This window comes from Streptomyces sp. NPDC048424, from assembly GCF_040651555.1.
In the GTDB taxonomy this organism is placed as follows: domain Bacteria; phylum Actinomycetota; class Actinomycetes; order Streptomycetales; family Streptomycetaceae; genus Streptomyces.
This window is the reverse complement of sequence record NZ_JBEZKE010000020.1, coordinates 48,089-70,899: the sequence shown is the minus strand read 5'-3', so window position 1 is coordinate 70,899 and position 22,811 is coordinate 48,089. Positions and strand designations below refer to the sequence as shown.

The window sequence follows — 22,811 nt, the reverse complement described above, 5'->3', positions numbered from 1 at the left end:
AGGGCCTCCCCCGGCCCGCTGGCGGCCGTCGTGAACCGGCCGCCGGTCACCATTCCAGCACCCACGGCCGGCCGGTCGCGGCGAAGTGGCCGACGTTCACGCACTCCGTGGCCCCGATCCGCATCCGCCGCGCCAGCGGCTGGTGCACGTGCCCGAAGAGGGCGTACCGGGGGCGGGTGCGGCGGATGGCGGCCAGCAGGGCCTCGCTGCCGCGTTCGAACCGGCGCGCGACCGTGTCGTAGCAGAGCTCGGGCACCTCCGGCGGGATGTGGGAGCACAGTACGTCCACCTCGCCGAGGGCCTCCACCTTGGCGGCGTACTCCTCGACGTCCACCTCGTACGGGGTGCGCATCGGCGAGGGCAGTCCGCCGCCGACGAAGCCGAAGACGCGGCCGCCGATCTCCACCCGCTGGCCGTCGAGCACGGTCAGGCCGTCACGGTCGGCGTATTCCGGCCACAGACCCGGGATGTCGACATTGCCGTAGGTGGCGTACGTCGGGTTCGGGAAGGCGGCGAACATCTCGGCGTACTGGCGGCGCACCGCGCCCTCGATCAGCCGGTCCCGGTCCAGCCCGGCCCACAGTCCCCGCCCGAAGGCGTGGGCCTCCTCGAACCGGCGCGCGGTGCGCAGCTCGACGATCCGGTCGGCGTTCTCGACGCCGAAGAGGTCGGGGAAGATCCCGCGCGAGTGGTCGGCGTAGTCGAGGAAGAGGACGAGGTCGCCGAGGCAGATCAGGGCGTCGGCCCCTTCTCCCGCACGGGCGAGGGCCTCGGTGTTGCCGTGCACGTCGCTCACGACGTGGACCCGCGTGCGGCCCGGTCCGCCGGTCCGGCTCGATCCGCTCGCGCCGCTGCGCCCGCTCCGCATGCTGCCACCCATGCCGCCCACCCTAGGGGGGCCCGGCAGCGCCTGGTAGAGGGGGTGGGAGAGGCGGCCGGACCTGCGGTTACTTCCGAGTCTCCGAAGTGGTCGACTACTGTCGGCACGTGAGGGCCAGGCAGTGCAAGGACAGAATGTGACGCACGGAACATCTGGCCGGTTCCCTCTATCGGGAACCCACTACCGGTGGGTAACGTCCGCTCGGTCCACATGGTGGCGATGGCGCCCAGAGGAGCAGCAGTCTTGCGCGAGTTCAGCCTTCCGGCCCTGTACGAGGTCCCGTCGGACGGGAACCTGACGGATCTCATCCGCCGCAACGCCGCTCAGCATCCAGACACCGCCGTCATGAGCCGCAAGGCCGCCGACGGCCGGTGGCAGGACGTGACCGCGACGGAGTTCCTGGCCGAGGTCCGCGCCGCGGCCAAGGGTCTCGTCGCCGCCGGCATCCGGCCCGGCGACCGGGTCGCCCTCATCTCCCGCACCCGCTACGAGTGGGTGCTGTTCGACTTCGCGATCTGGAGCGCGGGCGGCGTCACCGTCCCCGTGTACGAGACCAGCTCCCCCGAGCAGGTCCAGTGGATCCTCGGCGACTCCGGCGCCGTGGCGGTCATCGTGGAGAGCCCGGCGCACAGCGCGTCCGTGGCCTCGCTGCGCGACCGGCTCCCGGAGCTGCGCGAGGTCTGGGAGATCGAGCAGGGTGCGCTGGACACGCTGAAGGCCGCCGGCGCGGGGATCACCGACGAAGAGGTCGAGGAGCGCAGCAGCCTCGCCAACGCCGACGACCCGGCCACCATCGTCTACACCTCGGGCACCACCGGCCGCCCCAAGGGCTGCGTGCTGACCCACCGCAACTTCTTCGCCGAGTGCGGCAACGTGGTGGAGCGCCTCAGCCCGCTCTTCCGCACCGGCGAGTGCTCCGTGCTGCTCTTCCTGCCGGCCGCGCACGTCTTCGGGCGCCTGGTGGAGGTGGCGGCCGTCCTGGCGCCGATCCGCCTGGGCTGCGTACCGGACATCAAGAACCTGACCGACGAGCTCCAGTCCTTCCGGCCCACCCTGATCCTCGGTGTGCCGCGCGTCTTCGAGAAGGTCTACAACTCGGCGCGCGCCAAGGCCCAGGCCGACGGCAAGGGCAAGATCTTCGACGCCGCCGCCGAGACGGCGATCGCCTACAGCCGGGCGCTGGACGCCCCGGGCGGCCCGTCCTTCGGCCTGAAGCTGAAGCACAAGCTGTTCTCGAAGCTGGTCTACAGCAAGCTGCACACGGTGCTCGGCGGGCGCGGCGAGTACGCGATCTCCGGCGGCGCCCCGCTGGGCGAGCGGCTCGGCCACTTCTTCCGCGGCATCGGCTTCACCGTGCTGGAGGGCTACGGCCTGACGGAGTCCTGCGCGGCCACGGCCTTCAACCCGTGGGACAAGACGAAGATCGGTACGGTCGGCCAGCCGCTGCCGGGCTCCGTGGTGCGCATCGCGGACGACGGCGAGGTGCTGCTGCACGGCGAGCACATCTTCAACGGCTACTGGCAGAACGAGACGGCGACCGCCGAGGCGCTGACCGACGGCTGGTTCCACACCGGCGACGTCGGCACCCTCGACGAGGACGGCTACCTCGCGATCACCGGACGCAAGAAGGAACTCATCGTCACCGCGGGCGGCAAGAACGTCGCCCCCGCCGTGATCGAGGACCGGATCCGGGCGCACGCGCTGGTCGCGGAGTGCATGGTGGTGGGCGACGCGAGGCCGTTCGTGGCCGCGCTGGTCACCATCGACGAGGAGTTCCTCGGCCGCTGGGCCGCGGAGAACGGCAAGCCGGCCGGGGTCACGGCGGCGGAGCTGCGCGAGGACGCGGACCTCATCGCCGCCGTCCAGAAGGCCGTGGACGACGGCAACGCGGCGGTGTCCAAGGCGGAATCGGTGCGGAAATTCCGCATTCTGCCCTCCCAGTTCACGGAGGAGTCGGGCCACATCACGCCGTCGCTGAAGCTGAAGCGCAACGTGGTGGCGAAGGACTTCGCGGACGAGATCGACGCGCTGTACCGGGGCTAGTCGCGGTCGCTACCTCGGGTCCTCGGCGAGGATCCTGGCCATGTTCCGCTCCGCGAGGGCGGTGATGGTCACGAACGGGTTCACGCCGAGCGAGCCGGGGATCAGGGACCCGTCCACGACGTACAGCCCCTGATAGCCCTTCGCCCGTCCGTACACGTCGGTGGCGTCGCCGAGCACGCAGCCGCCGAGCGGGTGGTAGGTGAAGTTGTCGGCGAAGGCCCTGTTGCCGCCGAAGAGGTCGTACCGGTACATCGTGAAGTTCCGCCAGTTGACGCGGTCGAAGAGGTTCTTCGCCGCGTTGACCGCGGGCGTGTTCTGGTCCCGGCGCCAGTTGAGGCGGGCCGAGTCGGTGGCGGCGTCGTAGGTGAAGTGCCCGCGCTCCGGGTTCTTCGTGATGGCCAGGTACATCGAGATCCAGTGCTCCAGCCCCATGGGGAGCGGGGCGATCTCGGCGAAGACCGGGTTGGCGGCGTTGTCCCAGTCGTCGATGCCCATGGCGGGCATGGTGGCCTGGTTGGCGCCGACCGTGTCCCAGAGGTGGTTGGCGCGGGCGGTCATGATGTTGCCGTTGGGGCCCCAGCCGCGCCCGACCTTGGCGTCGAGCGCGGGCAGCGTCCCGGTCTCGCGGGCCCGCAGCAGGATCTCGGTGGTGCCGAGACTGCCGGCCCCGAGGAAGAGCTGCCGGCAGCCGAGCTCGCGGACCTGGGTGACCCGTCCGGTCACGTCGCTGGTCTGCACCGTCAGCACGTACCCCCCGGCGGGGTCCTGCCGTACGCCGACCACGCGCTGCATGGTCTCGATGGTGACGTTGCCGGTGCCGAGGGCGGCGGCGAGGTAGGTCTTGTCGACGCTCTTCTTCCCGTGGTTGTTGCCGTAGATGACCTCGCCGGCCAGCGCCGACCTGGGGGCGGTGCCGGCCGCCTCGCGCTTCATGTACTCGAAGTCGTAGACGTTGGGCACGAAGACGGTCTTCAGGCCGGTGTTCTGGGCGTGCTTGCGGGAGATCCGGGCGAAGCGGTACCACTCCGTGGACTCGAACCAGGCCGGGTCGATGTCGTTGACGCCGAGCATGGCGCGGGCGCGGGGGTAGTACGTGCCGTACATCTCGTCGGCGTTGACCTGCGGCAGCACCTCGGAGAAGTACGAGCGGCGGGGCGTCGGCGCCATGCCGCCGTTGACCAGCGACCCGCCGCCGACGCCGCGGCCCACGTACACGGACATGTCGCCGAAGTTCACCCGGTCCAGCACCCCCGGGTACGGGCTGATGTCGCGGTTGACCACGTCGAGCCAGAGGAACTGGGCGAGCGGGGCCTCGGTGCGGGTGCGGAACCACATGGAACGGTGGTCGGGCGCGGAGGTGGAGGGGAAGACCTTGCCGTCGGGCCCGGGCCCGTCCCAGAGCCGGCCCATTTCGAGGACGACGGTCCGCACGCCGGCCTGCCCGAGCCGCAGCGCGGCGACGGCGGATCCGTAACCGGAACCGACGACTATCGCGGGAGCGTACTGGGCGGCGGCGGGTTCGACGGCGGCGGCGGAGGCCGCCCCGATCCGGGTGAATCCGAGCGCGGAGGCGGTCGAGAGTGCGCCGAGCCCCAGGAGGTGACGGCGCGTCAGATTGGGTGTCATGGCCGCATCATGGGCGGAATCCAGCCGTCCGCCCAGACGCGGTATTGACAGACATCTGAGGAACAGTCAGACGTGGCTGCGCAGTCCGTCGGCTGCGGCGCCGCACATGGCCCCGCTACAGCAGCTCGCGCAGGCGTTCCGCCAGGAGGTCCCAGCGCCACTTCTCCTCCACCCACGCGCGGCCCCGTTCACCCATGCGGGAGCGAAGGGCCGGGTCCTGCAGGAGCGTGACGATCCGGTCCGCCGCGTCGTCGGGGGCGCCGCCCCGGACGACCCAGCCCGTCTCGCCGTCCAGCACCGCGTCCGGCGCCCCGCCGGAGTCCCCCGCGATCACCGGCAGACCCGTGGCCGAGGCCTCCAGGTAGACGATGCCGAGCCCTTCCACGTCCAGCCCGCCCCGCCGGGTCCGGCACGGCATCGCGAAGACGTCGCCCGCGCCGTAGTGGGCGGGCAGTTCGGACCACGGGACCGCCCCCGTGAAGACCACCGACTCCGCGACCCCGGTCGAGACCGCCAGCGCCCTCAGGTCCGCCTCGTACGGCCCGCCGCCCACGATCAGCAGCACCGCGTCCGGCACCGCCGCCAGGATCCGCGGCATCGCCTCGATCAGCGTGTCCTGCCCCTTGCGGGGAACGAGGCGCGAGACGCAGACGACCACCGGGCGGTCGGTCAGCCCGAGCCGCGCCCGGACCTCCGCCCCGCCCGACTCCGGGTGGAAGGTCTTCTCGTCCACCCCCGGCGGGAGTTGCACCATCCGGGCCGCCGCCCGCTCCGTCACCGCCGAGGCGATCCGCGAGCGCGTGTACTCCCCCAGGTAGGTCAGCGTGTCCGTGCCCTCGCCGATCCGCCGCAGCAGCTGCCGCGCCGCCGGCAGCTGGGCCCAGCCCGCCTCGTGCCCGTGCGTCGTCGCCACGATCCGCCGGGCGCCCGCGCGCCGCAGCGCCGGGCCCATCAGACCGAGCGGGGCCGCCGCCCCGAACCACACGGACTCGCAGCCGTGTTCGCGCAGCAGACCCACCGCCCGCCGCGTCACGCGCGGGGTCGGCAGCAGCATCGTCGTACGGTCGCGGACCACCTGGAACGGCTGCTCCGCGTCGAAGGCGGCGGTGGCCTCGCGGCCCTCCGCGCCGTGCTTCCACGTGGAGGCGTAGACGACGATGCGGTCGGGATCCAGCCTCAGCGCCATGTTGTGCAGGAAGGCCTGGATACCGCCGGGGCGCGGCGGGAAGTCGTTGGTCACGATCAGCGTCTTGTGCATCGCTGCCAACGTACCGGACGCCCTCAGCGGAACTCCTTCCGCAGGGCCTCCTGCCACTCCTTCGTCAGCCCGGCCGGGTCCGTCCCGAGCGCCTCCCGCAGCGCCGTCGGCCACGGCCCGCGCCCCGCCTTCTCGTACAGGCCCACGAGCGCCGCCCCGCCCCACCGGTCCGCGATCAGCCGGCAGGCCAGCCACGCCCCCTCGTAGGCCCGGGCCAGTGCCTCCGGGTCGCCGCCGAAGGCGAAGTCCTCCGCTTGGGGCAGCTCGGCCGGCACCTCGCCGCGCCGCACCGCCCGGGCCAGCGCCGGGGCGCCCTGCTCCGGGGTGGTGGGGGTGCCGCGGTACGCCGCCCAGTCCGCGAAGCCCTCGGAGAGCCACAGCGGGGTCGTGGCGGTGGTCGCCGCCCGCGTGGCCACGTGGGTGACCTCGTGGGTGAGGATGACCCGCCGGCCCTCCTCGCCCAGCTCCGCGTACCCCTCCGGGTTGATCACCACCCGGTCCGCCGGGGCCGGCCCGGCGCCCACCCGGCCGGTGGTGACGGCGCCCAAGCCCCGGTACGCGTCGGCGGGCCGGCCCAGCAGCCCCGCCATCCGCTCCAGGGACCCGGGGACCAGCACCACCACCCGTCCGGCCCAGGGCCGGGGCCAGGCGGCGCTCGCCGCGGGCACCGCCCGGTCGGCCTCGGCGGCGATCGCGGCCAACGCCTCGGGGGACTGTCCGGCGCCGCCCAGGACCAGGGAGTGCGTACCGCGGACCACCGACACCGGGCCCTGGTCCCACAGCTGCGGCAGCGCGCCCGGCGCGGGCCGGTCGGCACGTACCCGCCAGGGGCCGCCGCCCGCCGCGCGTTCGAGTTCCAGCTCGCGTTCCGAGCCTCCCGGGGCCGTGTCGTAGCCGGTCAGCCGGTAGCGCAGCTCGGCCCGTACGAGGGCCCGTGCGCCGTCCCGCCGCACCGAGGCGACCTCGTACGCCCAGCCGTCGAGCGGGATCCCGGAGAGCCTCTCGGGCGGCACCCGCGACCAGTCGGCCACGGCCGCGCGGACGTCGCGCTCGGTGGTGTCGGCCGGCCGTGCCGCGCAGCCGGCGAGCAGCACGCACAGCAGCAGCGGCAGGACACGGACGAGGCGGCGGACCGGGAGCATCCGCCGATCGTACGCACGGTCCGGGCGACGGGCCCCCGGCCGGGTCCGGGGCCAGGGCCGGGGGCAGGGGCCGGGGCCCGGCGGCCGGCCGTCAGGGGCGGGTCACCGAGGACACGGGCATCATCCCGACGGGGTCGTAGCGCACCCGGGCCCCCGGGTACGGGGCGTGCACCACCTGGCCGTTGCCGACGTACATGCCGACGTGGCTGGCGTCCGAGCGGTACGTCACCAGGTCGCCCGGGCGGGCCTGCGACAGGGGCACCTGCCGGCCGGCGTGCCGCTGGGCCTGCGAGGTGCGCGGCAGCGAGACCCCCGCCTGCCGGTACGACCAGACCATCAGCCCGGAGCAGTCGAAGCCGGAGGGTCCGGTGGAGCCCCACACGTAGGGGCGGCCGACCGCGGACCGGGCCGCCATCACGGCGGCCGCGGCGCGCCCCGACGACGGGCCGAAGGAGGGCAGCTCGGGCAGTACGTCGGCGCGGCCGGCGGAGCGCGAGGAGCGCTCGAAGTCGGCCCGCTCCTCGGACGGCATGGCGTTGAGCAGCCGCCGGGCGGCCGCGAGCTTCGCGGTGACGGAGCGCTTGTGCCGGGCCACGTCGGAGCGCAGGGCGTCGAGTTCGGCGAGCTTGCCGGAGGCCTCGCGGCGCTCCTGGCCGAGTCGGCGCTGCTCCTCGCGGAGTTCGTCGAGCTGGCGGGCCTGACGGCTGGTCAGCCGGTCCAGGGCGGCGGCCTGCTCCAGGTAGGCGTCGGGGTCCTCGGCCAGCATCAGGCCGACGGCGGGGTCGATGCCGCCGCTGCGGTACTGGGCCCCTGCGAAGGTGCCGAGGACGCCCCGCATGGTGTTGATGCGTTCCTGGGCGCGGGCCACCGCGTCCTGGGCCCGGGTCACCTCGGCGCGGAGCCGGTCGGCCTTCTCGCCCGCCTCGTTGAACCGTTCGGTGGCCTGCTCGGCCTCCTCGAAGAGCCGGTCGACCTGGGCACTGACTCCCGTCCTCGCCGCGCCGCCGGGCTCGTACGGGAGGCCGGGGGCGGCGCCGGCGGGTGCGCCCGTCATGGCGACCGCGGCCGTGGCCGCGGCGGCGGTGAGGACGGTGACCTTCGTGTTCCGGTCGAGGCTGCCGAGCCCGCTCCGGCGATGGGACGCCACGTGAAACCGCTCCCTTCCGCTGTGTGTGGCCCGGGTCCGCCCCCCGTGGACGGCCTTTGTGCCGGGTTCCGCGCTGGCAGACAGTAGCCGGACGGTCACATGCCGACCAACGACCGTCGGAGGGCGCACACAGCGACGCCCCGCAGGAGACGCAGGTCACCGGCGGGGCGTGTGGTCAGAAAGGGGCCGCGGAATTCGCCCGGATGGGCGGTGTGCGGCGCGTCAGCCGATGCGGACGCCGAACTGGAACGGCATGTTGTCCATCGACTCGTACTTGATGCCGCTGCGCGGGTTCGAGGCGTGCAGCGTCATGTTGTTGCCGGCGTAGAGGCCGACGTGGTGCAGGTCCCCGTAGAAGAAGACCAGGTCACCGGGCTGGAGCTGGCTGCGGCTGATGCGCGTGCCGTCGTTGGCCTGGGTGTAGGTGACGCGGCTGATGTTGACGCCGGCCTGCTTGTACGCCCACTGGGTCAGGCCCGAGCAGTCGTAGACGTTGGGGCCGGTGCCGCCGGACTGGTAGGTGAAGCCCAGCTTGGTCTTGGCGGCTTCGAGGGCGGCTCCGGCGCGGCCGGAGGCCTTCACGTTGCCGAGGTCGACGCGCTGGCCGTCGGCGCGGCTCGCGCGGGACTCCTCGTCCTTGAGCGCCGTACGCTCCTGCGCGGTCAGGGTGTTGAGCAGGGCCTGGGCCGCGGCGAGCTTGTCCGTGGAGACCTTCTTCTTCTCGGCCAGCTCCTTGCGGGTGGCGTCGAGGTCGGCGAGCTTGCCGGAGGCCTCCTGGCGCTGCTGCGCGAGGCTGCGCTGCTTGGCCTGGATCTTCTGGACCGCCTCGACCTGCTTGCCGCTCAGGTGCTCGAGGGAGGAGGCCTTGTCCAGGTAGCTGTCGGGGTCCTCGGAGAGGAGGAGTGCGAGGGAGGGGTCGATGCCGCCGTTGCGGTACTGGGCGCTGGCCATCGAACCGAGGGTGCTGCGCAGCTCGTTGAGGTCGCCCTGGCCGCGGGCGACCTGGTCCTGGAGCTGGGCTATCTCCTTCTCCAGCGTCTCCTGGCGCTCCTTGGCCCCGTTGAACTTCTCGGTGGCCTGCTCCGCCTCTTCGTAGAGGGCGTCGACCTGGGTCTTGACCTCGTCCTTGGTCGGCTTCGCCGGGGCGGCGGAGGCGCTCTGGGAGGTGAGGGCGACCACGGCCGCCGCGGTGGCGCCGAGCACGGTCACACGAGTGCGGTTCGGCTGCTTGGGTCGACGGTGGGACGCCACGGAGGCGAGCTCCTTCTTCCTAGAGCCACCGAAGAACGCAACTCGGCAGCACCTTCGCCGCCACCCCGAATGAGTGATCTACCGCACGAAGGTTTGAACGCACACTAGTGACCTTGCTGTGATCAGTTCAAATCCCGTCGGGAAAAAAAGCGCTCTCCGACCAGGTTCTTTACCTACAGCGCACGCTCTGTGCCGGGCACTTGACGGTACGTTCGCTGTGCCGCCGGTCAATTCCGGCATTCAGGAGGGGAGTTACGAAACGCGCGAAAGCCGCTTCAGGAGCAAAGCGGACGTCACCGGCCGCGCACCCGCCTTGGCCACCCCGTCGGCGACCTCCCGGTCGGTGGAGACCACGACCACCGGCCGGCCGGGCGGTTCGGCGCGCACCAGCTGACGGATCAGCTCGTCCGCCGTCACCCCCGCCTTGGAGAACAGCACCCGCACCCCGCGCGGCGGCGCGAGCAGCACCGGGGCAGCCAGTTCGGCGCCGTCGAAGACACAGGTCATCTCCGCGCCCGTCTGCGCGGCCAGCATCGACAGCCCGCCCAGCAGCCGCAGCCGCTGCTTCTCCAGCGGCATCGTCGGATAGCCCGTCTTGGTCACGTTGTAGCCGTCGACCACCAGATGCGCCTGGGGCAGCGCCAACAGCTGGTCCAGCAGCGCCGGATCGGTCTCCGACAGGGCGCGCGCCGCGATGTCCTTCGGCGTCATCCGGCCCGGCTCCACCGCGTCCACGGTGTCCGCCGGGCGGGTGTTCACGGGCGGCAGCGCCAGCTCGCGGCGCAGCCCCTGGGCCGCGTCCAGCACGGTGTCCAGCAGCAGCCGCAGCCGCATGTCCTCGATGCTGCGCCCCTCGCGGGTGGCCCGGCGCGAGGTCTCCAGCGCCGCCTCCACCTCCGCGAGGCGGGACTTGAGCCGCCGGCTCTCGCTCTCGGCGGCGGCGACCCGGGTGGCCGCGTCGCCGCGGATCCCGTCGACCTCGGCGGTCAGCTTGCGCAGGGCCGCCTCTCCGCGCTTGACGTCGCTGAGGGCGCTGCGCAGCTTGCGCTGAAGCGATTCCGCTTCCTTGCGGGCCGCGTCCAGCTCCACGCGCACGTGCTCACCGCCCGTGCGCTGCGCCTCCCGGGCGTGGGCCAGCTCCTCGCGCAGCCGCTCCAGCTCGCGCCGGGTCTCCTCGCCGACCCGCTCGGCGTCGGCGCGCTGCGCCTCCTCGCCCGCGGCGGCCACCAGCTTGACCCAGCCGGCCGGCCTCAGGACGAACGCGGCGGCCGCCACGTCCAGCGGATCCGCGGCGGCGGGCGGCGCACCCGACTCCAGGGCCGCGGCCAGCTCCGCCTGCGCCTCGCGCAGCTTCTCGGCGACCCGGCTGCGGAACACGGCGTCGGTCTCGACCGCCGTGGCCATCGCGTTGCCGGCGAACTTGGCGCGCCGGGTCGGGGTGAAACGGGCGTACTGGCGCAGCTGCGCCGGCAGGTCCGCGACCGTCAGCGCGCCGAAGGCGTCCGAGACGAGCGCGACGACCCGCCGCCGCACGCCTTCCGGCAGCGGGCGGTCGAGTGCCTCGGCGGCGTCGCCGGCCGCGTCGGCCGGCTCAGCGCCGCTTGCTGGCTCCACAATCCGTCACCCCTACCGTGATCTACCTGCGGGCACGCCTCCGTCAGGAGTCCGCGCCCGGCCTGTCCACGAGCTCGATCTGGTCCACCGCGTTGCACCAGCGGCAGCGGACCGACTCGATGGTCTCATTGACCACCTCGCGCTCCTCGACCTTGGGTTCCCCGGCGAGGTCCAGGTGGACGTACTCGACGACCTTCGACGAACGGGTGACGTCGAAGCGCGTGAGGTTGCCGCACAGGGTGCAGCGCCACCGGGTGGTGTCGGTCGGCAGGGGAACCGTCATCAGGCCGCTCTCTCCTTCGTAGCTGATTCAATTAAAGCCGTCCGCGGCGCCGTCTGCGCGTGTCTTCACCGGCCGGCGGACCGCAGCTCGTAACCCTACGGCCTGCCACCGCCTCAGGTGGGTCCCGTTGCGTCATGCTCTGTCACATGATCGTAAGGTGGCGGGCCGTACGCGAGGCTGCCCGGGGACCGGTGGTCACCCATGCGCTGATCGCGGGCTGCGGTGTGGTGTTCGTACTCGGCCCTGCCTCGGGGCTCAACCCGGTCTACGGGACGGGCGACGAGCTCCTGGCCGCCGGGACCGCGTACTTCCGGCGCTGGGGCGTGGTCCCGGACGAGCTCTTCACGGGCACCCCGCGCGCCTGGCTCACCCCCCTGACGGCGCTGTTCGTCCACGGCAGCTGGCTGCACCTGCTCGGGAACATGCTCTTCCTCTACGTCTTCGGGGCGATGGCGGAGGAGCGGATGGGCCGCCCGGCGTTCCTCGTCTTCTACATCTGTACGGGGTACGTGGCACTGGCGGCGTACGCGGCGGCCAACACCGGGTCCGCGCAGACCCTGGTGGGGGCGTCCGGAGCCATCTCGGCGGTGCTGGGCGCCTTCCTCTACCTGCTCCCGCGGGCGAGGGTGACGAGCCTGTTCCCCTTCCTGTTCTTCCTGCCGCTGCGGTTCCCGGCGTGGATCGTGCTGCTGTTCTGGTTCGCCCTCCAATGGGTGGCGGCGCAGCGCGCGGACAGCGGCCCCGGGGTCGCCTACCTGGCCCACCTGGTGGGCTTCTCGGTCGGCTTCCTCTACGCATGGGTCCGGTATCGGGGTGCGACTAGAGTGAGGCGACCAGCGACGGCCACCGAGGGAGACAGCCAGCCGTGATCACCGCGATCGTGCTCATCAAGACCAGCGTGGACCGGATCCCCGAGATCGCCGAGTCGATCGCCGCGCTGGACAGCGTCAGCGAGGTCTACTCCGTCACGGGGACGTACGACCTGATCGCGCTGGTCCGCGTGGCCCGCCACGAGAACCTGGCGGACATCATCCCGGGCCGCATCAGCAAGATCCCGGGCGTCGAGGCGACGGACACGCACGTGGCGTTCCGCACCTACTCGCAGCACGACCTGGAGGCGGCGTTCGCCATCGGGCTGGACGCGTAGCGCTGCGCGGTCTGCGTTAGCCCGGGCTTCGCGACGCCTCAAACGCCGGCGGGGCTGGGATGGTGCCCCGAAGCCGAACCCGTAGGCGCGGCCGTACGCGGGGTCCCTCCGGGGCGTCTCCTCGTCGTCGCGCCTGCCTGTCGCCCTGCGGGCAGCTCAGCAGGATCTGCGCAGGCCCGGCCGTACGCGGGGGCCCTCCGGGGCGTCTCCTCGTCGTCGCGCCTGCGGGCCTGTCGCGGCCGCTGAGGGCGGTTGCGCGCTCCTCCTGCGGGGACGCCCCTGCACGCCCCCGCTCCCCCGCGCCGGCCGTGGGGCGGGGACACGGCGGAGTGTCCCCGCAGGAGGAGCGTGCAACCACCCTCACCTGTCGCAGCGGCACCCGCAGGCGCGACGACGAGGAGACATTCCGGCGGGGCACCGCCCCACACCCCCGCACCGCCGAGCCGCCCGCAGGGACCGGGCCGTGGGGTGGGGACACGGCGGAGTGTCCCCGCAGGAGGAGCGTGCAACCACCCTCACCTGTCGCAGCGGCACCCGCAGGCGCGACGACGAGGAGACATTCCGGCGGGGCACCGCCCCACACCCCCGAGCCGCCCGCAGGGCACAGGCACCGGTCAGAGCTTCGGCAGGTGCTCGTCCCGGTGGGCCCGGCGGCCCTCCGCCAGGTGGAAGACGTAGCCGCGGAGGTACTCCGCGAGGCCCTCGTCGATGTGGGACACATACGCACGGGCACCGGCCGCCGCCTCCCGCTGGTCCGCCCGGGACGAGACCGACCAGCTCCGGTCCAGCGCCGCGGCCCACTCGCGGACCCGGCCCCGCTCCCGCCACCAGTCCCGGACCAGCTCCGGCGTCCACCGTTCGTCCCCGTCGTACTGGAATCCCCGCATCGGGTCCTGCCAGGCCGCGGCCATGACCCGGTGCGTCTCCTCGGGCGTGCGCGGCTGACGGTAGACGAACTCCTGGCCGAACTCGTCGTCGTACAGGATGTGGTCCGGCGCGACGCCGCGCCCCACCCAGCAGGTGTCGGTCGTCGCCCCGTAGAACGGCCCGGGCACGTTGCGCCAGTTGCGCTCCTGCCACGTGTCGGGCCAGGTGCTCCACGAGTGGTCGTACGCGGGTACCCACGCGGCCAGGCCGGGGAGCGGCTCGCCCTCCACGCAGGCCCGGACGGTCGGTATCGGATCCCAGTAGGTCATGGTCCGTACGGTGTCAGACGGCCGGGACGCAGCGGCCTTCCTCCGTGCGGTACTGCCACTTCGCGCCGTCCGCGACGAGCTCCTTCACCGCGCGGACGAAGCGCTCGACGTGCTCGTCCGGGGTGCCCGCGCCGAAGCTGACGCGGATCGCGTTCAGGGAGCGCTCCCCCGGGGCCGCCTCGGGGGCTCCGCACTCGCCCTGGGCCTGCGGCTCGCTGCCGAGCAGGGTGCGCACCAGCGGGTGGGCGCAGAACAGGCCGTCGCGGACGCCGATCCCGTACTCCGCGGACAGCGCTGCGGCGAAGTGGGAGCTGTTCCAGCCGTCCACCACGAAGGAGATGACGCCGACGCGCGGGGCGTCGTCGCCGAAGAGCGACAGGACGCGGACCGCCGGGACCTCGGCCAGGCCTTCGCGGACCTTGGCGATGAGGTGGCGCTCGCGGGCGACGAGGCTGTCGAAGCCGGCCTCGGTCAGGGCCTTGCAGGCGGAGGCGATGGAGTAGACGCCGATGACGTTCGGGGAGCCGGCCTCGTGGCGGGCGGCCGTGGTGTGCCACTCGACGTCCACGCCGCCGTCCTCGCGCCGGGCCACCTTGCGGGAGGCGCCGCCGCCCGCGAGGTACGGCTCGGCCTGCTGGAGCCAGTCCGCGCGGCCGGCGAGCACGCCCGAGCCGAAGGGCGCGTAGAGCTTGTGTCCGGAGAAGGCGACCCAGTCCACGTCCAGGTCCTGGACGGAGACGGGGTGGTGCGGGGCCAGCTGGGCGGCGTCCAGGACGATCCGCGCGCCGTGGGCGTGCGCGGCGGCGGCGAGTTCCTTCACCGGCCACAGTTCACCGGTGACGTTGGACGCGCCGGTGACGCAGACCAGGGCCGGGCCGTAAGGCTCGCGGTCGGTGAGGGCCCGCTCCAGGGTGGCGACGGCCTCGCCCGGCGTGCGGGGGGCGTTGAGGTAGGTGACCCGCGCGTTCGTCCAGGGCAGCAGCGAGGCGTGGTGCTCGGTCTCGAAGACGAAGACCTGGCAGTCGGCGGGGAGCACGGCGGCGAGCAGGTTCAGCGAGTCGGTGGTGGACCGGGTGAAGACCACCTGGTCGGAGGGGCGGCAGTCGAGGAACTCGGCGACCGTGACCCGGCTCTGCTCGAACAGGTCGGTGGAGAGCTGCGAGAGGTACCCGGCGCCGCGGTGCACGCTGCCGTAGTACGGGGCGTAGGCGGCCACGTCGTCCCAGACCCGCTGGAGCGCCGGGGCGCTGGCGGCGTAGTCCAGGGCGGCGTAGGTGACCTCGCCGCCGGTGACGAGCGGGACGGTGACGTCCCGGCCGAGCACCGGCAGCGGCTCGGCACAGGCGGGGCCCTCGGCGGTGGCGACGGAGGTGGTGGCGGCGTTCAGGAATGCGGACATGGCGGTATCTCCCGGCAGGCAGGGCTGAATGGCTTCGGAGTGCCCGTACGCGGGTACGGCCGTGCGGCCGTCCGGGGTACGGGAGAGCCCTCGGGCCGGACCTGACGGTCGGCGGGGGTACACGGAAGTGACCCTGATCCGAGGGGTGAAGTAGGGGCGGAGTCGCCCTATCGCATTCGCTTGCTCACGGAAAACGCTCCTCGAGAGACCAGGACCCCTGGTGTCGAGGGATCCGCGCTTGCCGTAGGCCTTGCTGCCTACGACCTGGTCATCACCCGGGGCACCCCGCCACGGAAGGAGGGTTGCCGGACAGCAAGCCGGGGCCTAAACGCTGTCACTCGTGACCTGGTCAGCATCCTGCCACAAGATCCCCCGCGCGCAAGACCCGGTCCGCATGGTGGACCGGGGCCTTGGCTCGATTCGGCGGGTGATCAGGCGTTGCTCGCCGCCACCCAGCGCTCCAGCGCCGCGCGGGCCGCGCCCGAGTCGATGGACTCCGCCGCGCGCACCAGACCGGCGGCGAGCTGCTCCTCCAGCGTGCCCGTGCCGGGGTGCAGGGCGACCAGGGCCGCCGCCGAGTTCAGCAGTACGGCTTCGCGGACCGGGCCGGTCTCGCCGGCCAGCAGGCGGCGGGCCACGTCCGCGTTGTACGCGGGGTCGCCGCCGGCCAGGGCCGAGACCTCGACCAGGTCGATGCCGATGTCGCGCGGGTCGAAGGACTGCTCCGAGACCTTGCCGTCGCGGACCCACCAGACGCGCGAGGTGGCCGTCGTGGTCAGTTCGTCCAGGCCGTCGTCACCGCGGAAGACCAGCGCGGACGAGCCCCGCTCGGCGAGCACGCCCGCGATGATCGGGGCCATCCGGGGATCGGCCACGCCGGTCGCCTGGGCGCGCACCCGGGCCGGGTTGGTCAGCGGGCCGAGCGCGTTGAAGAAGGTCCGGATGCCCAGCTCCTTGCGGGCCGCCGCCACGTGACGCAGTGCCGGGTGGAACTTGACCGCGAAGCAGAAGGTGATGCCGGCCTCCTCGGCGACCTCCACGACCCGTTCCCGGCTCAGGTTGAGGTTCACCCCGAGCTTCTCCAGGACGTCCGAGGAGCCGCTCGCGGAGGAGGCGGCCCGGTTCCCGTGCTTGACGACCTTGGCACCGGTTCCGGCCACCACGACCGCCGACATCGTCGAGATGTTCACCGTCTTGGCCCCGTCGCCGCCCGTGCCGACGATGTCCACCGTCCGGCCCGGCACCTCGATCAGGTTGGCGTGCTCGTACATCGCCCGTACGAGGCCGTTGATCTCCGCGACCGTCTCCCCCTTCGCCCGCAGCGCGACGGTGAAGCCGGCGATCTGGGCGTCGGTGGCCTCCCCCCGCATGATCCGGTCCATGGCCCAGGCGGTGTCGTCGGCACGCAGGTCCTGGCCGGTCAGCAGGGCGTCGAGGACGCCCGGCCAGCCACGGGCCGCCACGCTGTCGCCGCCTGCCGGGGTCACAACGTTCATGGTCCGCTCCTGCTGCTTGTCAAGGTTTCCACGTCGAATGGGAGGGCTCCAGCCTATCCAGCCCGGAACACGGCAAAGAGCCCCGTCCAGACACTGGACGGGGCTCTCGCCGTGGCGACACCAGAACTGACCGAAATCAGTCCCTCATACGGTCGTGCAGGGGATCAGTGGTGGCCGTGGCCGGCCTGGATCTCCTTGTACTCCTCCACCGTGGGCTTCGGAATCTGGTTGTTCTCGGCGTAGAAGCCCTTGCTGAGCTTCGCGCGGAGCTTCTCCGTGGCCTTCACCTTGCGCTCGACACCGTTCTCGTCGACCGTCGGGCCGATCTCGATCGGCTTGTACTGCTCGTGCGCGGTGAGCTTGTGCAGCTGACCCGCCGGGAGCGGCTCGTGGACCTCGACGAACTCACCGTGCGGCAGACGCTTGATGATGCCGGTCTCGCGACCGTGCAGCACCTTGTCGTGGTCCCGGCGCTGGAGGCCGAGGCAGATCCGCTTGGTGACGATGAAGGCGACGACCGGGACGACGAAGAAGCCGATCCGGACGAACCAGGTGATCGAGTTGATCGACAGGTGGAAGTACTGGGCGAACATGTCGTTGCCGCCGCCGATGAGGAGCACGATGTACTCCGCGATCCAGGCGACACCGAAGGCCGTACGGGTCGGGACGTTGCGCGGGCGGTCCAGGATGTGGTGCTCGCGCTTGTCCCCGGTGACCCAGGACTCGATGAACGGCCAGACGGCGATCGCACCCAGCACCAGCGGGAAGAGCAGCAGCGGGATGAACACGCCCAGGACGAGCGTGTGGCCCCACAGGTTGATCTCCCAGCCGGGCATGGCACGGATCAGGCCTTCCGGCATACCCATGTACCAGTCGGGCTGCGCACCGGTGGACACGTGGTCCGGGCGGTACGGGCCGAGCGCCCAGATCGGGTTGATCGAGGCGATGGCCGCGACGGCCGCGATGACACCGAAGACCAGGAAGAAGAAGCCTCCGGCCTTGGCCATGTAGACCGGCAGCAGCGGCATGCCGACGACGTTGTTGTTCGTCTTGCCGGGACCCGCGAACTGGGTGTGCTTGTGGTAGAAGACCAGGATCAGGTGGGCCACGAGCAGGCCCATCATGATGCCGGGCAGCAGCAGGATGTGCACCGAGTAGAACCGCGCGACGAAGTCGCCGCCCGGGAACTCCCCGCCGAACAGGAACATCGACAGGTACGTGCCGACGACCGGGACGGACAGGATGGCGCCCTGCATGAAGCGGACACCGGTACCCGAGAGCAGGTCGTCCGGCAGCGAGTAACCGGTGAAGCCGGTGAACATGCCGAGGACCAGCAGCAGGAAGCCGAAGATCCAGTTGACCTCACGCGGCTTGCGGAACGCGCCGGTGAAGAAGACGCGCATCATGTGCACGACCATGGCCGCGACGAAGATCAGCGCCGCCCAGTGGTGGATCTGACGGATCAGCAGGCCACCGCGGACGTCGAAGCTGATGTCCAGCGTCGAGGCGAAGGCCTCGGACATCATGACGCCCTGCATCGGCACGTACGAGCCGTGGTACACGACCTCGTTCATGCTCGGGTGGAAGAACAGCGTCAGGTACACACCCGTGAGGATGATGATGATGAAGCTGTAGAGGCAGATCTCACCGAGCATGAAGGACCAGTGGTCCGGGAAGATCTTGCGCATGTTGGCCTTGGCCAGGCCGTAGATGCCCAGGCGGCCGTCCGCCCAGTCGGCTACGCGCTCGCCGGCCGGCGCTTTGCGCTCGTTGTTGTCGCTGGTGCTCATCCGCGCTCCCAGAATGCAGGACCGACGGGCTCTTCGAAGTCGCCGAGCGCTTCGAGGAAGCCTTCGTCATTCACGCCGATCCGCAGCTGCGGAAGCGCGTGACCGGCCGGGCCGAAGATGACACGGGCGCCGTCGGAGAGGTCGAAGGTGGACTGGTGGCACGGGCAGAGCACGTGGTGCGTCTGCTGCTCGTACAGGCTGATCGGGCAGCCGACGTGGGTGCAGATCTTGGAGTAGGCCACGATCCCGTCGTGGGACCACTCCAGCTCCTGCTTGTCCTTGATGTCCTCCGGCTGGATGCGGACGATCATCAGGGCGGCCTTGGCGATCTGGACCTGGAAGTCGTGCTGCTCCTCCTCCAGGCCTTCCGGCCTGACGAAGGTCAGCGACCCGACGAGCACGTCCTCGGGACGCAGCGGCTCGTTCGTGTTGTCGTTGATGAGCAGCTTGCCCTTGGCCCACACGGTCTTGCGCAGCTTCTCCTCGGGCAGCGGGCCCAGGTCGCGCATGATCATGACGGCGGAGAGCGGCAGCATCGCCAGCGCACCGAGCATCGTGTTGCGGATCAGGGGGCGACGGCCGATGCCGGACTCGTTCGCGCCGTCGCGGAAGTCCTGCAGGACCTGCGCCTTGACCTCCGGCGGAGCGGCGATCTCGTGGCGCTCGGCGGCGACCTCGACGTCGGACATCAGGGTGCGGGCCCAGTGGACCGCGCCCGCGCCGATGCAGAAGAGGGCCGTGCCCAGCGTCATGCCCAGGGCGAAGTTGAGCGCGCTGACCTTCCCGATGGGGAAGATGTAGACGATCTTGTCGACCGGGAAGATCACGTAGGACGCGATGAAGCCGATCGTCGCCAGCATGGACAGCGTGAACAGCATCGCGACGGTGCGCTCGGAGCGCTTCGCCGCCCGCTCGTCGATGTCCTGGATGCGGGGCTTGTGGACCGGCAGGCCCGGGTCGGCGAACGGGTCGTCCGCGACCGCTACGGCACCGTGGTGCGCGTCGCCCTGCTCGCTCGGCAGGTGCTTCTCTTCGGGAATCTCTTGGCTACTCATGACTTCTTGGCCTTAGCGGTGTGGGCCGCGACCCAGACGGCGACAGCGATCAGCGCACCCAGAGCGAAGATCCAGCCGAACAGACCCTCGGAGACGGGGCCGAGGCCACCGAGCTTGAGACCACCGGGGCTGGTCGACTTCTCACCGTTCACGTTCTGGAGGTACGCGATGATGTCCTTCTTCTGCTGCTCCGGCATGGTCTGGTCCGGGAAGGAGGGCATGTTCTGCGGGCCGGTCAGCATGGCCTCGTAGACGTGCTTCGGGTCGACGCCCTCAAGGTTGGGGGCGTACTTCCCGTTCGTCAGCGCGCCGCCCTCACCGGTGAAGTTGTGGCACTGCGCGCAGTTGTTGCGGAACAGCTCACCACCCCTGGCGATGTCGGCACCTGCCGGGTCGTACTGCTTTGCGGTCGGCGTGATCGGACCGGCGCCGAGGGACGCGACGTACGCCGCCAGCTGGTCGATCTGCGCCTGGGTGTAGATGACGGGCTTCTTCGGCACCTGGGCGCCGGGCTGCTGGGCGGGCATGCGGCCCGTGCTCACCTGGAAGTCGACGGCCGCGGAGCCGACGCCGACCAGGCTCGGGCCGTCAGAGGAACCCTGACCGCCGGTTCCGTGGCAGCTTGCGCAACCCACGGCGTAGAGCTTCTTGCCCTCCTCGATGGCGAGGGACTGGGCGGTTTCATCGGCCTGCGCCTTGCCCGCGGGAGCAAAGGCGGCGTACAGCCCCCCAGTGGCCGCCAGCGCGAGGAGTAGAACGACGACCGCCGCCAGCGGATGGCGTCGTCGTGCGGAGAGCTTTTTCACGGATTACCCCGGTGTCAGGATCTTCTGCGTCGGTGTGTCTGGATGGAGTGCCGGGTCGGGCCCGGTGACGTGTTCGCTACTTGATCAGGTAGATCGTGGCGAAGAGGCCGATCCAGACGACATCGACGAAGTGCCAGTAGTAGGACACGACGATGGCCGACGTGGCCTGTTCGTGGGTGAACCTCTTGGCCGCGTACGTCCGGCCGAGGACCAGCAGGAAGGCGATGAGGCCGCCCGTCACGTGCAGACCGTGGAAGCCGGTGGTCAGGTAGAAGACCGAGCCGTACGGACCGGACGAGAGGCTCATGCCCTCGTGCTTGACCAGCTCGGTGTACTCGAACACCTGGCCGCCAATGAAGATCGCACCCATGACGAACGTGATGATGAACCACGTCCGGAGCTTCTTCACGTCACCGCGCTCGGCGGCGAATACGCCGAGCTGGCAGGTGAGCGAGGAAAGCACCAGGATCGTCGTGTTCGTCGCCGAGAAGGGCAGATTCAAGGCCGAAGCCTGCTCTGTCCAGTACTCGGTACCCGTCACGGATCGCAGGGTGAAGTACATCGCGAAGAGGGCCGCGAAGAACATCAGCTCGGAACTCAACCAGATGATGGTTCCGACGCTGACGAGGTTCGGCCGGTTGACCGTCGGGTGCGCGTGCCCGGTATCTACTGTCGTTGCTGTCGCCACGACCGACATTATGTCGGTCGCTTATCCCGCCCTCACCCCGGGGGGTGCCGTTCGGAGTGTCAGGGGTGTGTGCAAGGCCCGAACGGCCCATCAGATCGCCCCGGTGGGATGTCCCGTGCACATGTCCGAACCGATGTTGACAGCGCATCGGGAGGAGTAGCATCCCGCGCAACATCAACGTGATTCACGGGACACGTGGAGGAACGAAATGCGGGCGACTGCGCGGGTTCTGGTCTACAGCGACGACGCGGGCACCCGGGAGCAGGTGCGGCTGGCGGCCGGACGCCGGCCCGCCGCGGACCTGCCGCCGGTGGAGTTCGTGGAGTGCGCGACGCTGCCGGCGGTGCTGACGCAGCTGGACGCGGGCGGCATCGACGCGTGCGTGCTCGACGGCGAGGCGGTTCCGGCAGGGGGCATGGGGGTGTGCCGGCAGATCAAGGACGAGATCTTCCGGTGTCCGCCGGTGCTGCTGCTGATGGGGCGCCCCCAGGACGCCTGGCTGGCCACGTGGAGCCGCGCGGACGCCGCAGTGACCCTTCCGGTGGACCCGGTGGAGTTCGCGGACGCCCTGGCGGGCGTGCTGCGCACCCGCCTCTCCTCCTCGGCCGCCTGAGGGTGCGCCTGCGGGCCCACGGGTGATCCGTGGGCCCGCACAGGCGCTTCCCGTCAGACGGTGGGCCGCAGGCGGGCCTGGTCCATCGGGTTGCGGCCTTCCTCGGTGCCCTTGAGCAGCGCGCTGCCCTGGCGCCAGTCCTTCCAGTCCATGTTCCAGTCGCCGAAGCCGTTGCCGAAGATGTCCATGTCGTCGCCGATGCTGTTGATCACCTTGACGATGTCGCCCTCGGTGATGTTCTCGTAGAACCAGGCGGCGTTGCCGGTGCTCATGCCGGTGCACCCGTGGCTGACGTTCTCGTAGCCCTGGGAGCCGACGGACCACGGCGCGGCGTGGACGTATTCACCACTCCAGGTGACGCGGGTGGCGTAGTAGACGGGCAGGTTGTAGTACTCGCTGCCGCCGATGCCCACGGTGTCGCCGCGCATCTGGACGAAGTACTGCTTGCCCAGCACCACCTTGACCCCGTTGCGGGTGGAGAAACCGGGCTTTCCGGTGGTCACCGGGATGGTGTTGATCACTTCTCCGTTGCGCCGGAACGTGAGGTAGTGCGAGGAGGCGTCGGTGGTGACCTCGACCCGGTCCCCGATCTCCAGCTTCACGGGCTTGGCCGCGACCCCGTGGAGCTCGTCGGTGATCCTGATGCCCTCCAGGTTGCTCCGTACGGAGACGGTGGAGTTGGCGGGCCAGTAGTCCTTGGGCCTGAAGTGGAGGTTCTTGTCGTCCACCCAGTGCCAGGCGCCCTCGACGCCGGTCGGGGCGTCGACGATCAGGCCCCGTTCCACGATCGCGCGGGCGGCCTTGTCCTTGACCGGCTCGCTGAGCTCGGCCGTGAGGGGCTGTCCGACGCCGTATTTGCCCTCCTCCGGGCCGAATTCGACCTTGAGGACCCCCTTGGACGGGGTGGTGTCGAACGTCAGCGTGCGCTGCCCCGGGGCGCCCCGCTCGTCCTCGGTGCTCACGGTGACCGTGTAGCGGACTCCTGAGGCCATCGGGACGGTGCTGTGCCAGCGGTCGCCCTTGGCGCTCAGTTCGCCCGCCAGGCGGCGGCCGTGGGTGTCCACGGCCAGCACGTCGGTGATCCGGCCGCCACCGGCCTTGGCGGTGATTTCGAGGGGCTTGTCGGGGTCCACGGGGCGACTGCCCTTGGTCTGGTTGAAGGCGACCTGATCGCCCGCGTCGTACGGGCGGGCTGACAGCGGGTTCTTGTCGCCGGACCCGCATGCGGTGGCGCCGGCCCCGAGGGACGCGACCAGCAGGGAGCAGCTGAGTACCGTCCAAAGACGCGGTGAGTGCTTCATGGAGCCAACGCTATGAAGATATGACAATTACGGCGCGCGGGGTGACTGCAAACGAGGGGCCCGGACTCCTCCGAAG

General features: G+C 71.1%; 20 protein-coding genes and 1 riboswitch. Of the genes, 4 read left to right on the top strand and 16 right to left on the bottom strand.

Annotated features, from left to right (window positions below; genetic code table 11):
* Positions 1 to 46: 46 nt before the first annotated feature.
* Positions 47 to 868, bottom strand: coding sequence for a metallophosphoesterase (locus AB0D29_RS26115; RefSeq protein WP_362857572.1), 822 nt, complete (start codon positions 866 to 868; stop codon positions 47 to 49).
* A 255-nt stretch (positions 869 to 1,123) separates the two neighbouring features.
* Between AB0D29_RS26115 and AB0D29_RS26110 the strand changes: the two genes are divergently transcribed.
* A complete protein-coding gene (locus tag AB0D29_RS26110) occupies positions 1,124 to 2,923 on the top strand; it encodes an AMP-dependent synthetase/ligase (protein WP_362857507.1) in 1,800 nt (599 codons plus the stop codon).
* A 9-nt stretch (positions 2,924 to 2,932) separates the two neighbouring features.
* Here AB0D29_RS26110 and AB0D29_RS26105 read toward each other — a convergent pair whose 3' ends face one another.
* The 7 genes from AB0D29_RS26105 to AB0D29_RS26075 form a co-directional block, all read right to left on the bottom strand.
* Positions 2,933 to 4,549, bottom strand: a complete 1,617-nt coding sequence (locus tag AB0D29_RS26105; protein ID WP_362857505.1) for a GMC oxidoreductase — start codon at positions 4,547 to 4,549, stop codon at positions 2,933 to 2,935.
* Positions 4,550 to 4,664: 115 nt separating this feature from the next.
* Positions 4,665 to 5,807 carry a glycosyltransferase family 4 protein gene (locus AB0D29_RS26100; RefSeq protein ID WP_362857503.1) on the bottom strand — a complete coding sequence of 381 codons (1,143 nt, stop codon included), beginning with the start codon at positions 5,805 to 5,807 and terminating at the stop codon, positions 4,665 to 4,667.
* 23 nt (positions 5,808 to 5,830) lie between these two features.
* Entirely contained in the window at positions 5,831 to 6,949 is a 1,119-nt protein-coding gene (locus AB0D29_RS26095) for a hypothetical protein (protein ID WP_362857502.1), read from the bottom strand.
* Positions 6,950 to 7,040: 91 nt separating this feature from the next.
* On the bottom strand, positions 7,041 to 8,096 hold the full coding sequence (locus AB0D29_RS26090; protein ID WP_362857500.1) for an NlpC/P60 family protein: 1,056 nt from the start codon (positions 8,094 to 8,096) through the stop codon (positions 7,041 to 7,043).
* A gap of 222 nt (positions 8,097 to 8,318) precedes the next feature.
* Positions 8,319 to 9,347, bottom strand: a complete 1,029-nt coding sequence (locus AB0D29_RS26085; protein ID WP_351296708.1) for an NlpC/P60 family protein — start codon at positions 9,345 to 9,347, stop codon at positions 8,319 to 8,321.
* Between the two features lie 252 nt (positions 9,348 to 9,599).
* A complete protein-coding gene (locus AB0D29_RS26080) occupies positions 9,600 to 10,964 on the bottom strand; it encodes an NYN domain-containing protein (RefSeq protein WP_362810836.1) in 1,365 nt (454 codons plus the stop codon).
* A gap of 40 nt (positions 10,965 to 11,004) precedes the next feature.
* Positions 11,005 to 11,244 (bottom strand): hypothetical protein, encoded by a 240-nt coding sequence (locus AB0D29_RS26075; protein WP_008738811.1) that lies wholly within the window; start codon positions 11,242 to 11,244, stop codon positions 11,005 to 11,007.
* 134 nt (positions 11,245 to 11,378) lie between these two features.
* On the opposite strand from AB0D29_RS26075, the gene AB0D29_RS26070 reads away from it, so the two are divergent.
* Both AB0D29_RS26070 and AB0D29_RS26065 read left to right on the top strand, forming a co-directional pair.
* The gene (locus AB0D29_RS26070) at positions 11,379 to 12,113 is read left to right on the top strand and encodes a rhomboid family intramembrane serine protease (RefSeq protein WP_351593150.1); all 735 of its coding nucleotides are present in this window, start codon (positions 11,379 to 11,381) and stop codon (positions 12,111 to 12,113) included.
* Complete coding sequence (locus AB0D29_RS26065; protein WP_008738815.1) at positions 12,110 to 12,391, top strand: Lrp/AsnC ligand binding domain-containing protein; 282 nt, start codon at positions 12,110 to 12,112, stop codon at positions 12,389 to 12,391. Before AB0D29_RS26070 ends, AB0D29_RS26065 begins: the two co-directional genes overlap by 4 nt.
* A gap of 614 nt (positions 12,392 to 13,005) precedes the next feature.
* Here AB0D29_RS26065 and AB0D29_RS26060 read toward each other — a convergent pair.
* From AB0D29_RS26060 to AB0D29_RS26030, 7 genes are all read right to left on the bottom strand, one after another.
* Positions 13,006 to 13,587 carry a ferredoxin gene (locus tag AB0D29_RS26060; RefSeq protein WP_362857498.1) on the bottom strand — a complete coding sequence of 194 codons (582 nt, stop codon included), beginning with the start codon at positions 13,585 to 13,587 and terminating at the stop codon, positions 13,006 to 13,008.
* A 13-nt stretch (positions 13,588 to 13,600) separates the two neighbouring features.
* Positions 13,601 to 14,986, bottom strand: coding sequence for an aminotransferase class V-fold PLP-dependent enzyme (locus AB0D29_RS26055; RefSeq protein ID WP_362857496.1), 1,386 nt, complete (start codon positions 14,984 to 14,986; stop codon positions 13,601 to 13,603).
* 229 nt (positions 14,987 to 15,215) lie between these two features.
* A riboswitch (SAM riboswitch) is annotated at positions 15,216 to 15,332 on the bottom strand.
* A gap of 85 nt (positions 15,333 to 15,417) precedes the next feature.
* Positions 15,418 to 16,482 carry an anthranilate phosphoribosyltransferase gene (trpD, locus tag AB0D29_RS26050; protein WP_362857494.1) on the bottom strand — a complete coding sequence of 355 codons (1,065 nt, stop codon included), beginning with the start codon at positions 16,480 to 16,482 and terminating at the stop codon, positions 15,418 to 15,420.
* Positions 16,483 to 16,646: 164 nt separating this feature from the next.
* A complete protein-coding gene (locus tag AB0D29_RS26045) occupies positions 16,647 to 18,272 on the bottom strand; it encodes a ubiquinol-cytochrome c reductase cytochrome b subunit (protein WP_362857493.1) in 1,626 nt (541 codons plus the stop codon).
* Positions 18,269 to 19,327: a Rieske 2Fe-2S domain-containing protein gene (locus AB0D29_RS26040; protein WP_362857491.1), complete on the bottom strand. Its 1,059-nt coding sequence runs from the start codon at positions 19,325 to 19,327 to the stop codon at positions 18,269 to 18,271. Before AB0D29_RS26040 ends, AB0D29_RS26045 begins: the two co-directional genes overlap by 4 nt.
* Complete coding sequence (locus tag AB0D29_RS26035; protein WP_351296691.1) at positions 19,324 to 20,133, bottom strand: c-type cytochrome; 810 nt, start codon at positions 20,131 to 20,133, stop codon at positions 19,324 to 19,326. Before AB0D29_RS26035 ends, AB0D29_RS26040 begins: the two co-directional genes overlap by 4 nt.
* 76 nt (positions 20,134 to 20,209) lie before the next feature.
* Entirely contained in the window at positions 20,210 to 20,830 is a 621-nt protein-coding gene (locus AB0D29_RS26030) for a heme-copper oxidase subunit III (RefSeq protein ID WP_179172919.1), read from the bottom strand.
* Positions 20,831 to 21,029: 199 nt separating this feature from the next.
* On the opposite strand from AB0D29_RS26030, the gene AB0D29_RS26025 reads away from it, so the two are divergent.
* Complete coding sequence (locus AB0D29_RS26025; RefSeq protein WP_362857489.1) at positions 21,030 to 21,434, top strand: hypothetical protein; 405 nt, start codon at positions 21,030 to 21,032, stop codon at positions 21,432 to 21,434.
* Positions 21,435 to 21,487: 53 nt separating this feature from the next.
* Here the strand turns inward: AB0D29_RS26025 and AB0D29_RS26020 are convergent, their stop codons facing one another.
* Entirely contained in the window at positions 21,488 to 22,735 is a 1,248-nt protein-coding gene (locus AB0D29_RS26020; protein WP_362857487.1) for an Ig-like domain-containing protein, read from the bottom strand.
* Positions 22,736 to 22,811: the final 76 nt, after the last annotated feature.

Bases quoted from the DNA above. Each gene is read 5' to 3' on its own strand.
- AB0D29_RS26115 (WP_362857572.1), bottom strand. From the start codon at position 868: ATGCGGAGCGGGCGCAGCGGCGCGAGCGGATCGAGCCGGACCGGCGGA.
- AB0D29_RS26055 (WP_362857496.1), bottom strand. From the start codon at position 14,986: ATGTCCGCATTCCTGAACGCCGCCACCACCTCCGTCGCCACCGCCGAG.
- AB0D29_RS26070 (WP_351593150.1), top strand. From the start codon at position 11,379: ATGCTCTGTCACATGATCGTAAGGTGGCGGGCCGTACGCGAGGCTGCC.
- AB0D29_RS26060 (WP_362857498.1), bottom strand. From the start codon at position 13,587: ATGACCTACTGGGATCCGATACCGACCGTCCGGGCCTGCGTGGAGGGC.
- trpD (WP_362857494.1), bottom strand. From the start codon at position 16,482: ATGAACGTTGTGACCCCGGCAGGCGGCGACAGCGTGGCGGCCCGTGGC.
- AB0D29_RS26030 (WP_179172919.1), bottom strand. From the start codon at position 20,830: ATGTCGGTCGTGGCGACAGCAACGACAGTAGATACCGGGCACGCGCAC.
- AB0D29_RS26045 (WP_362857493.1), bottom strand. From the start codon at position 18,272: ATGAGCACCAGCGACAACAACGAGCGCAAAGCGCCGGCCGGCGAGCGC.
- AB0D29_RS26100 (WP_362857503.1), bottom strand. From the start codon at position 5,807: ATGCACAAGACGCTGATCGTGACCAACGACTTCCCGCCGCGCCCCGGC.
- AB0D29_RS26020 (WP_362857487.1), bottom strand. From the start codon at position 22,735: ATGAAGCACTCACCGCGTCTTTGGACGGTACTCAGCTGCTCCCTGCTG.
- AB0D29_RS26075 (WP_008738811.1), bottom strand. From the start codon at position 11,244: ATGACGGTTCCCCTGCCGACCGACACCACCCGGTGGCGCTGCACCCTG.
- AB0D29_RS26025 (WP_362857489.1), top strand. From the start codon at position 21,030: ATGCGGGCGACTGCGCGGGTTCTGGTCTACAGCGACGACGCGGGCACC.
- AB0D29_RS26095 (WP_362857502.1), bottom strand. From the start codon at position 6,949: ATGCTCCCGGTCCGCCGCCTCGTCCGTGTCCTGCCGCTGCTGCTGTGC.
- AB0D29_RS26105 (WP_362857505.1), bottom strand. From the start codon at position 4,549: ATGACACCCAATCTGACGCGCCGTCACCTCCTGGGGCTCGGCGCACTC.
- AB0D29_RS26040 (WP_362857491.1), bottom strand. From the start codon at position 19,327: ATGAGTAGCCAAGAGATTCCCGAAGAGAAGCACCTGCCGAGCGAGCAG.